This is a genomic window from Mesorhizobium sp. M1A.F.Ca.IN.020.04.1.1, assembly GCF_003997315.1.
In the GTDB taxonomy this organism is placed as follows: Bacteria; Pseudomonadota; Alphaproteobacteria; order Rhizobiales; family Rhizobiaceae; genus Mesorhizobium.
The window spans coordinates 1-10,303 of sequence record NZ_RZSN01000192.1 but is presented as its reverse complement, the minus strand read 5'-3'; the positions used below and the strand labels follow the sequence as shown (position 1 = coordinate 10,303).

The following is a 10,303-nucleotide window of genomic DNA, read 5'->3' as shown; positions in this document are numbered from 1 at the left end:
GAAGGGAGGGGAATAGGGGAATAGGGGAAAAAGGTACTGGCATCCGATGTGCGGAGTTCACGAAGTCTGATCTTCCCTACCTCCCTACTTCCCTATTTCCGTTCCGCAGGAAGGAACACCACCATGACGAGCCATTTGGACACCACCTTCCTGACCGCCTCGCAACTGGCGGCGGCGATCCGCGAGGAGAAGGTCGGCGCTGTCGAGGCGATGGAGGCGCAGCTTGCCCGCATCGCTGTCGTCAACCCGCTGCTCAACGCCATCGTCACCCTCGACGAGGAGGCGGCCCGCGCCGGAGCGCAGGCCGCGGATATGGCGGTCGCGCGCGGCGAGGCCGTCGGTCCGCTCAACGGTGTGCCGATCACGCTGAAGGACGGCCATGCCACAGCCGGCATGCGCACCACCGTCGGTTTGGAAGCCTTTGCCGATCATGTCCCGGCGACGGACAGCACGATTGCCGCGCGGCTGCGCAAGGCCGGCGCCCTCATCATCGGCAAGACCAACGTGCCGCCCAGGCTGCGCGACCTGCAGACCGACAATCCGATCTTCGGCCGCACCGTCAATCCGTGGGACGTTACCCGCACACCCGGCGGCTCCAGCGGCGGCGCGGCGGCCGCGGTCGCCGCCGGGCTGGTGCCGCTCGAGATCGGCAGCGATGCCGGCGGCTCGATCCGGATGCCGGCGCATCTGTGCGGCGTTTTTGGCTTCAAGCCGACGCAGGCGACGGTGCCGATCACCGGCAGCTACGCCGATCCGCCCGACCTGCCGCGCAGCTTCCGCCTGCTGTTCGACATCGGGCCTTTGGCCCGCGACGTCGACGATCTCATCCTGGCCCACCGCATCATCGCCGGGGCCGACGGTCTCGACACCGAAGTGCCGCCGGTGGCGACGGACGAGGCGCCGGAGCCGCCGCTGGGGACGCTCAGGGTTGCCTTCGCGCCCGAATTTCCCGGAGTGCCGACCGCGCTCGACATCGCCGACGCGATCGCAGGCTTCGCGGGCGCCATCGAGGTCGGCGGCGCGCGGGTAGGGCAGGCATTGCCGCAGCACGATTTCGCGGCCGAGCGGGCGCTGTTTTCCGATCTCATCACCTGGTATTCGCAGGTCTTCCGGCAGCCGCGCGAAACCTCGCCCTCGCTGGCCGCCTATCTCGAGGCGCTCAACCAGCGCGACGAATTCATCGCTGCCTGGGAGCGGTTCTTCGACGGGTGGGACGTGCTGGTCTGTCCGGCGATGATGTGCACGGCCTTCCGCCACCGCGAAATGGGTGCGCCGATCCCCGTCGACGGCATCGAGACGCCCTACTGGAGCGGGCTCAGCCACGCCTGCCGCTTCAACCTGACCGGGCATCCGGCCGCCGTCGTTCCAATCGGTGTCGACCGGGAGGGCCTGCCGATCGGCGCCCAGCTGGTCGGCCGCCGCCATTCGGACATGAAGCTGCTGGCCGTGGCGAAAGCGCTGGCGCGTCTCACCGACGGTTTCGTCAGGCCACCGGGATTGTGAGCGCGTGCAAACGGCGGGCTGCCTGAAAGACCAAGGGCCGCCGCCCCAGGCTCAAACATGCACGTCGCCGAACGACAGTTCGCCGTCGTCGGCGCGCATCAGGAAGGCGGCGGCAAGCATCCCGAGATAGAATACGACGACGCCACAGACCACCACGGCGCCGGGGATGGGACCGAGCGTCGCCACGCGAAAGGTGTCGAGCAGCGAGGCGCTGAAGCCGATCGGCGAGCCTTCGCGCTGCAGGCTGGGCGTGGTGATCTTCAAGACCCAGGCAAGCATCAAGATCGTATACATGAAGACGTAGTTTCGGCGCAGCCTCCGGACGAGCGCCGCGCGCTGCGAGATGAGGAAGCGCGGCGAGCGCAGGCCTTCGCCGAGGATGGCCAGCCAGTTGGAGGCGAAGTCCGGCTGCGGCGAAAAAATCTGCGCGAAGTAATAGCGCTCGAACTGACGCACCCGCGCCCGATAGACGTCGAAGAACCGGTAGCGCCGCGCTTCGATCCATAGAAGCAGCGTGATGAGCAGCATGGCGAAGAGCAGCACGCCGTGATGCGCCGAAGGCGTCGACAGCGACACGGACAGCATCGCCGCCACCACGGTGATTGCCCAATTGCTGGTGCGGTCGAGCCGGTCGCGCCAGCCCGCCATGCGCCCGATCTCCGCGCGGTGGAAATGCGACATGGTGGTTGCGAATTCGGAGGAAGTGAGCTTCAGCGCGAACGCATCGGAGCCCCTTGGCGGCGCCGCTGCTTCGGCTGGCTTTACGGTCTGGACCTGCGACATCCCCTTGCCACGTGCCTCCCGCCGTGGCCGGCCGTTGAGCCGGCCACACCCCATATAGCACAATGTGGGGCCGGCAGAAATGTTCCTGCTGACGCTCTCCGACGGAAGCTCTTATGCGCTCAGCCAGACCCGTTCGGCCACGCGATGATCGCTGAGCAGGAAGTTGGGGTTGGGAACGAAACCCCTTACCTCCTGGCGCGCCGCGTCGATCCAACTGGCGAAGGCCGGGATGATGGTCGGGCACTCGTCATGGATCATCTGCTGCAGCTCGAAATAGACCTCGCGGCGTTTTGCCGGATCGGCCAATGAGCGCGACTCCGTCAGCCTTCTGTCGAAGCTGTCGTTCTTCCAATGCGTTTCGTTCCACGGCGCGCCCGAGGCGTAGACGGAGGAAAACATCATGCTCGCCGATGGCCGCCCGGCCCAGAAGGAAGCCACCCATGGCTTCTTCAGCCACACGTCGCTCCAGTAGCCGTCATCGGGCTCGCGCTTGACATTGATGGTGATGCCGGCGGGCTTGGCCGATTGCGCGAAAAGCTCGGCCGTGTTGACCGCCTGCTCGAACGCCACGGGGGCGGCGTGCAGCTCGAGGGTAAGATCGCTCTTGCCGGCCTTCTTGAGGTGAAAACGGGCCCTGTCCGGATCGTAGCCGCGCTGCGCGATGTTCGGATTGAAGCTCGGATCGCCGGCAGCGATCGGATGGTCGTTGCCGACCCGTCCGAAGCCGGCCATCAGCAGCTTCACCATCTGCTCACGGTCGAGCGCGTGCTTCAGCGCCAGCACGACATCGGGGTTGTTGAACGGCTCCTTCGTGGCGTCCATCGGCAGCGAGAAATGCTGCTTGCCTTCGGTGACCAGCAGATAGGCGCGCGGGTCCTTCTTGAGCAGTGGAGCGATCTTGTAGTCGATGCCGTTGACGATGTGCACCGAGCCGCCTTGAAGAGCCGAGACGCGTGCCGCGGCGTCGTTGATCACGACCGTCTCGACCGTATCGACATGGCCGCGATCGCCGCGCCAGTAGGTCTCGTTGCGTGCGGCGGTGGCGTGCACGCCGGGCTGGAAGGCGGTGAGCTTGAACGGACCGGTGCCGATCGCTTTCGACCAGTCGGCGAAGCCTGCCGGCACCATGGCGAAATGCAGATCCGACAGCACATAATCCATGTCGGGATTTGCCGATTTGAGCAGAATCTCGACTTGCGTCGGCGAGATGGCCCGCACTTCCGCGACGTCGGCGACCAGCCCTTTGGCCTTCGACTTGGTCTTGTCGCCGATATGCAGGCCCAGCGAGTATTTGACGTCGTCGGCGTCGAACGTCTTGCCGTTGTGAAACTGCACGCCCGGCCTGAGATTGAGGATCCAGCGCTTGTTGCCGTCGCTGGCTTCCCAGCTTGCCGCGAGCTCCGGCGCCGGCTTGCCGTCATCGCCGATCTCCACCAGCGTGTTGTAGACCTGCCGCGAGACGTTGATGGAAAAAGTGCCGATCAGCTGCGTCGGGTCCAGCGTGTCGGCGGAGCTGCCGCCGTTGAGGCCAAGGCGCAGCGCGCCGCCCTTGCGCGGCGCCGCGGCAAGGCCGGTATGTGGAAACGCCGCCGTGGCGAAGGCAGCCGCAGCGGCCGTCTTGATGAAGCTGCGGCGGTTCATGCTGTCCAGGCTAGAGAAGACGCTTCTGTCGTTCATGTCATTCTCCCATTGGTTCAATAGGCGCCAAGGACTTCGTTGACCATCAGCGGCTGTGGCGGCAGGCGCCGGTCGAGAACCGCGCTCAGCGCGCGCGCCTGCGCGCCGAGTGCTCGCTCGGGAAACAGGTTCCAGCGCTCCCAGGGGTCTTCGCGAAGATCGAACAGCTCCCCCCAGGCCGGCTGGTTGGGATAGCGGGTGAACCGCCACTCCTTGGAGATGATCGACTGGTTGTAGAGGCAGGGGTCACGTCGCGGATGATATTCACCGAACAGGAAGTCGCGGACGTCGGCGACCCGGCCGTCGATCAGCGGCTTGAGATCGGTGCCGTCGGTCGCGGGCGCCGGCAGGCCGAGCAGCGATGCGATGGTCGCGAACAGGTCGAGGTGGCTGGTCAGCGCATCGAGGCTTGTTCCGGCGCGGATGCCTGGACCGCTAAGAACCAGCGGGACCTGCAGCAGTTGTCGGTAGGGTGGTGGCCCCTTGCGCAGCAGCCCGTGGTCGCCGAGCAACTCGCCATGATCGGCGGTAAACAGCACGAAGCTGTCGTCGAGCACGCCAACGTCGTCCAGTGCGACGAGCAGCCGCCCGACGGCATCGTCGATCATCTGGATCATGCCATGCGTGTGGGCGATTGCGATGGCCAGCGTTTCGTCGGAGATATCGTCGGTGCGCAGGAGGAAGCCCTGCTCGCGCGGCTGCTCGCCGGAGGCGATGTAGGGCACTTTTGTCGGATCGTCGCCTTCGCCGAGATAGGCCGGCATCCGCTCCAGCTCGCCCGCCCGGATAGTCGGCCTGGGCATCCGCTCCGGTCGGAACAGGTCGCAATAGGGCCGGGGCGGGGCGAAGGGGTGGTGCGGGTCCGGAAACGAGACGAACAAGCCGAACGGCTCTGCCTGCCTGCCCTTGTCCCCGATGAAGTCGATCGCCCGATCCGCGATCCAACTGGTGTAGTGCAACTCGGGCGGCACCGCGCTTTTCCAGACTTCGTTCAGATCCTGCGCCCGGCTGTCGGGACTGGCGTCGGGCTCGTAGAGGTCCACCACTTCGGGGTGGTTGCGCTTGAGCCAGGCGGCGTAGTGGCCGGCGCGAGTGGCTTCGTTGGCTTCGCCCATGACGAGGTCGACGGCATCGAAGCCGAAATAGGGACCGTGCCAGTCCTCGCAGCCCGGCCTTTCCCAATAGGCAAGCGATTCCGGCATGCCGCGTTCGACGGGCGCGAGCAGTGGCTGAAAGTGCAGCTTTCCGACGCCTTTTGTGGCGTATCCGGCAAGCGACAGCGCCTGCCACAGATTAGGGAGCCGATCGTCGAGCGCCACGCCGTTGCGCCACAATCCGTGATGGCGTGGATAGAGCCCTGTTGCCATGGTCGCTCGGCTTGGCGAGCAAATCTGGTTAGGCGTGAAATGCCGATGGAAGGTTGCGCCGCGCGCGGCGATGCGGTCGATGTTTGCGGTATGGGCGACGCGGTTGCCGGTGACCGAGAGCGCGTCGTAGCGCATCTGGTCGGCACAGATGAAGATGACATTGGCTCGCTTCACGACGGCTCCGTCCGTTTCTGCCAAGCTTGCAGCTAGGGCCCGAAACGCAGCGAAATCAAAGATCAAGATTTTGGTCCGGTATGTGCTAATCCTATACCGGGAGGAAGAGATGCGTTTTTCCGGGCTCAGCGTTCGTCAACTGGAGGCCTTCGAGGCAACGATGGTGGCCGGCTCCGTGTCGGGCGCGGCGGTCGCGCTCAACGTCTCGCAGCCGAGCGTCAGCCGGCTGCTGCAGGAGCTGGAGATCGATACCGGCCTCAGCCTGTTCGATCGCTCGCACGGTCGGCTCGTTCCGACTGAGCAGGGCCTGCTGTTCTACGGCGAGGTCGGCAAGACCTTTCATGGCGCGCGCAACCTGATCATGGCGGCGCAGGAGATCAGGGAACTAAAGCGCGGCGTCGTGCGCATCGGCACGCTGGCGGCGATGTCCTTCAACATCGTGCCGGAAGCGATCCAGCAGCTTCGGACGCGCTTTCCAGAGGCCAGGACCACCATCGCGGTGCGGAGCTCGACGGAGATCGTCTCCTCCGTCGCCTCGCGCCTGACCGACGTCGGCCTGGTGGACGCGGGCGTTTCCTTCCTGGATGCCAAATGCGTCGCCACTTTCGAGCGCAATAGCGTCTGTGTCATGGACCAGAGGCATCCGCTTGCCGAGAGCGAGCGCGTCCGGTTGGAGGATTTTTCCCGCTATCCGTTCGTGTCGCTGGGCGAGCTCTATTTCCGCCGCAGCCGCGACGGCGCGAGGCTGCTCGAAGTGACCGCGGCCAACACCGTCGCCGACATCTTCCAGTCATTCTTGGCTTGCGCGCTGGTCAGGGGCGGCCGCTCGCTGGCTGTGGTCGATCCGTTCACTGCGGGCTTCTATTCCGAGTTCGGACTGGCACTCAGGCCAATCGAGTTCGACATTCCGTTTCGCATCTCGATCATCGTCAATGATCGGTCGGCGACGGGGGCGGCGGCCGGCAAGGTCATCGAGGCGATGACCGATCTGATCGGCCGTTAATCATCATTGCCGGCCGCCGGTCATGGATGCTTCCTATCGCTGAGCGGCTGATATCGGAAACGGCACCACTTCGGCCTCGGGCCGGGCATAGAGGGCGGTCGCGACCGCCTCGATCACAAGGTCGAGCGCCGCAAGCGCCGTGCGGCTGGTCTCGTCGTCGCCGCGCAGATAGTGGCAGGCCCTGTCGAGGTGCAGGTGGGCGGCGGCAAAGTCGCTTTTCATTAGCTTCTCCTTATTGCCCCGCCGTGCAGCGACCATGCGTGAGTCGCTTTACCGACAAGCAAAGATCGGCGGCGGCATTTGAATCGAATTGTACGCGACGCCGAAGCTGCTTGAGAGAGGCGGCCGGCGCCGGAGTTGCCACTCTCTCGCGTTGTGAAGGAGATGTCCGGCAGGGTAGAGGAGGCGCTGTCCCGCCGGCATCCCAGCCCTTGCAGGCACCTCCATCACGGTTAAAAGTGGCCTGCTTTGGAGATAGGTTGAATCGACGTTGGTCCTCCACGGCGCCCCCTCCGTCCTGCCGGACATCGCCCCCACAACGGGAGAGAGTGGCAGTTCCACCGCCGTGCAACCGATGCATGTGCGAAACCGTTATGGCGAGGATAATCGAGGGGTGTGGCAATTGTCCTTCATGCCCAACCGGCGCCGGCCGGTTTCTCTCGCGCTTACCGCGGCGGCGCTTGCATCGATGCCGGCCGCCGCCTTCGCCGCCGAAAAAACCGGCATGTCGAGCGAAGGCATCTTCGTTCTCGAAGTCATCTTGCTGCTCGTCGTCGGCCGAGGCATCGGCGAATTGCTGGAGCGCCTCGGCCAGCCGGCGGTGATGGGACAGCTGATCGGCGGCATCCTGCTCGGGCCCTCGCTGCTCGGCTGGCTGTGGCCCGCGGCCGAGCGGCTGGTCTTTGCGGGCGATGCCGCGCAGAAGTCGATGATCAACGCCATCGCCCAGTTCGGCGTGCTGATGCTTCTGCTGCTGACCGGCATGGAAACGGACCTGAGGCTGGTGCGCCGCGTCGGCCGCGCCTGCTTTTCCATCTCCGCCACCGGCGTCGCCGTGCCTTTCGCGCTCGGCTTCGTGGCCGCGCAGTTCATGCCGGCCTCGCTGCTTGCCACCGGCAGCGAGCGCATCGTGTCCGGCCTGTTTCTGGGCACCGCGCTTTCGATCTCTTCGGTCAAGATCGTCGCCATGGTGGTGCGCGAGATGAACTTCATGCGCCGCGACCTCGGCCAAATCATCGTCTCCTCGGCCATCATCGAAGACACGATCGGCTGGGTGATCATCGCCATCACCATCGGCATCGCCACGCATGGTCGAATCGAGCTCGCCAGCCTCGCCTTCACGCTCGCAGGCGTCGCCGCCTTCATGGCCTTTTCCTTCACGCTCGGCCGCCGCATCGTCTTCGACGCCATCCGCTGGACCAACGACACCTTCCGCTCGGAATACGCGGTGGTCACCGTCATCCTCGCCATCATGGGCGGTTTGGCGCTGGTCACCGACTTGATCGGCGTGCATACGGTGCTTGGTGCCTTCGTCGCCGGCATATTGGTCGGCGAGTCGCCGATCCTGTCGCGTCACATCGAGGGGCAATTGCGCGGCGTGATCACGGCACTCTTCATGCCGGTCTTCTTCGGCGTCGCCGGTCTCTCGGCCGACCTGACAGTGCTCGTCGATCCCGAGCTTGCACTGCTCACCGTGGCGCTGGTGGCGATCGCCAGCCTCGGCAAGTTCGGGGGCGCCTTCATCGGCGCGGAGGCCGCGGGCATGAGCCGCAGCGAGGGCATCGCCGTCGGCTGCGGCATGAATGCGCGGGGCTCGACCGAGGTCATCGTCGCCTCGATCGGTCTGTCGATCGGCGTGATCTCGCACACGCTTTTCACCATGATCGTCACCATGGCCGTCATCACCACCTTGGCCATGCCGCCGACGCTGCGCTGGGCGCTGGGGCGGCTGCCGATGGGGGAGGCGGAGAAGAAAAGGCTGGAGCGCGAGGAGGTCGACCAGCGCGGCTTCATCACCAATCTGGAGCGGCTGCTGGTGGTGGTCGACGAGGGCGTCGTCGGCCGCTTCGCCGCCTACCTCGCCGGTGTCATCGGAGCCGGCAAGCCGACGACCGTGCTCCGTACAAGCGGCGAAAGCGAAGCCGACCCCGTCGAGGCGGCGCATCTGGACGAGATCGAGAAAGGCGCTGAGCAGGGCCGCGAGGCGGCGAAGGAAGCCGACGAGGAGCCCGCGCATGAAGCCCCCCTCACGCGCCGCCCGCATGACGCTCCGCTCTCCGCCGAGGCGGTCGCCAAGGAGGCGCGCAAGGGCTACGGCATGCTGCTCATCGGCCTCGGCCGAGCGGTGACCGCGAAGGGCGGCTTCTCGCGCCGGCTCAACGAGCTCGCGGGCGCCTTCGAGGGCCCGCTCTGCCTAGTGCTTAAGCCGGCCGGCGTCGGCCGGCAGATGCCGCGCCTTGGGCCGGGATCCGGCAGGATCCTGGTGCCGGTCAACGGCACGGCGAATGCGCGCCGCGGCGCGGAACTCGCGCTTGCCGTCGCCTCCGTCACCGGCGCGCCGGTCAAGGTCCTCTATGTCGCGCGTCCGGGTCGCGACGAACCGCGCGACACCGTCTCGCATCGCCGCAGGGAGGCTGTGCTGAAGGACATTGTCGCGCTTGCCGACCGTTATGGCGTCGAGATCGAGACTGCCATCCGCTCGAGGGCCGCCGCCGCCGATGCCATTGCCCGTCAGGCGGGCAGGAACGTGGCGCTGATCGTCATGGGCGTGGCGCGGCGGCCGGGCGAGGAACTCATCTTCGGCGAGACGACGAGCGGCGTGCTGCAGCGCTGCCCATGCCCGGTGATGCTGATCTCCGACGCGCGGCTGCGCCGCGACGACGAGGGCAGGGAGGCGCTGAGGTCAGGTACGGGCACGGGCTGAGGGCAGCTTCGGCCTGACGGTTCCAATGGCTGACGGCCGCACTTCACTTGCCTTCGAAAAAGCGATGGATCGCGGCGCCCAGCTTGCCGATGAGTTCGGCGTTGCGCGTGCTGCCAGCCCAGATCAGCGCATTGAGCCGCATGTCCTTGTTGAGGAAGTTCACCTTGCGGGATTCCAGCAGATATTGCGCGACTTCGAAGTGGCGTCCCTTGATCGCCTCGATGAGCGCGCTGTTGCGTCCCGTCTTGTCGGCGAGATTGACGTCGGCGCCATGCTCGACCAGCAGCTTGACGATATCGAGATGCCCGTTCCTTGCGGCTTCGATGAGCGGCGTCCTGCCGTAATAGTCGGCGCGGGCGTCGATATCGATCTGCGGATGCTTCAGCAGCGCCCGGATACAGGCGAGGTGACCCCTAGCCGCAGCCAGGCTCAATGGTGTGCTCTTCCATTTGTTTCTGCAGTTCACGTCGACCGCCGGGTGGCCGATCAAAGTTTCGAGCACGGCGGTGCGGCCGTTATGCGCCGCGAGGTGCAGGCTTGACCAGCCGTCTTCATCGGTCTGGTTGATATCCGCGCCCGCTGCGAGCTCCGCGCGCGAGGCTTCGGCATCGCCGCTCTCGGCCGCGACCAGCAGGCGGGACCAATTCCTTGCTTCTGCGGCTTCCACTGCAATATCCCCGACCACGGATGGCGCCGGCCCGGCCGGCATTCAGATGCAGCGTCTTTCTCTCGCGGAGAGTTTCACACTCGCCGTCGTCGGGCAATGGATTTCGCGTCGGCGGTGCGGGCAACTCGAGGGGAGATGCCGGCAGGGCAGTTCCGAGCGTGGATCGCCGGCGCCCCATGCGACGGAGAGGGGCGTCGGCGCTTGAC

Annotated in this window: 8 protein-coding genes; 3 read left to right on the top strand and 5 right to left on the bottom strand. The window is 65.9% G+C overall.

The annotated features are described in order from the left end of the window. The first annotated feature begins 123 nt into the window (after window positions 1-123). Complete coding sequence (locus tag EOA49_RS27030) at window positions 124-1,503, top strand: amidase family protein (protein WP_245460817.1); 1,380 nt, start codon at window positions 124-126, stop codon at window positions 1,501-1,503. Window positions 1,504-1,554: 51 nt separating this feature from the next. On the opposite strand, the gene EOA49_RS27025 is transcribed toward EOA49_RS27030, so the two are convergent. From EOA49_RS27025 to EOA49_RS27015, 3 genes are all read right to left on the bottom strand, one after another. After that, window positions 1,555-2,286, bottom strand: a complete 732-nt coding sequence (locus tag EOA49_RS27025; RefSeq protein ID WP_127240389.1) for a DUF2270 domain-containing protein — start codon at window positions 2,284-2,286, stop codon at window positions 1,555-1,557. Window positions 2,287-2,397: 111 nt separating this feature from the next. Further along, entirely contained in the window at window positions 2,398-3,963 is a 1,566-nt protein-coding gene (locus EOA49_RS27020) for an ABC transporter substrate-binding protein (RefSeq protein ID WP_127240387.1), read from the bottom strand. A 17-nt stretch (window positions 3,964-3,980) separates the two neighbouring features. Next, window positions 3,981-5,504, bottom strand: coding sequence for a sulfatase-like hydrolase/transferase (locus EOA49_RS27015; protein WP_127240384.1), 1,524 nt, complete (start codon window positions 5,502-5,504; stop codon window positions 3,981-3,983). A 109-nt stretch (window positions 5,505-5,613) separates the two neighbouring features. Here EOA49_RS27015 and EOA49_RS27010 point away from each other — a divergent pair, with 109 nt between their 5' ends. Continuing rightward, window positions 5,614-6,507, top strand: coding sequence for a LysR substrate-binding domain-containing protein (locus tag EOA49_RS27010; RefSeq protein ID WP_164746736.1), 894 nt, complete (start codon window positions 5,614-5,616; stop codon window positions 6,505-6,507). A gap of 33 nt (window positions 6,508-6,540) precedes the next feature. On the opposite strand, the gene EOA49_RS27005 is transcribed toward EOA49_RS27010, so the two are convergent. After that, window positions 6,541-6,729, bottom strand: a complete 189-nt coding sequence (locus EOA49_RS27005) for a hypothetical protein (protein ID WP_067322650.1) — start codon at window positions 6,727-6,729, stop codon at window positions 6,541-6,543. Between the two features lie 391 nt (window positions 6,730-7,120). Here EOA49_RS27005 and EOA49_RS27000 point away from each other — a divergent pair, with 391 nt between their 5' ends. Then, a complete protein-coding gene (locus tag EOA49_RS27000) occupies window positions 7,121-9,430 on the top strand; it encodes a cation:proton antiporter (protein ID WP_245460816.1) in 2,310 nt (769 codons plus the stop codon). A 43-nt stretch (window positions 9,431-9,473) separates the two neighbouring features. On the opposite strand, the gene EOA49_RS26995 is transcribed toward EOA49_RS27000, so the two are convergent. Then, window positions 9,474-10,097 (bottom strand): ankyrin repeat domain-containing protein, encoded by a 624-nt coding sequence (locus EOA49_RS26995; protein ID WP_245460815.1) that lies wholly within the window; start codon window positions 10,095-10,097, stop codon window positions 9,474-9,476. Window positions 10,098-10,303: the final 206 nt, after the last annotated feature.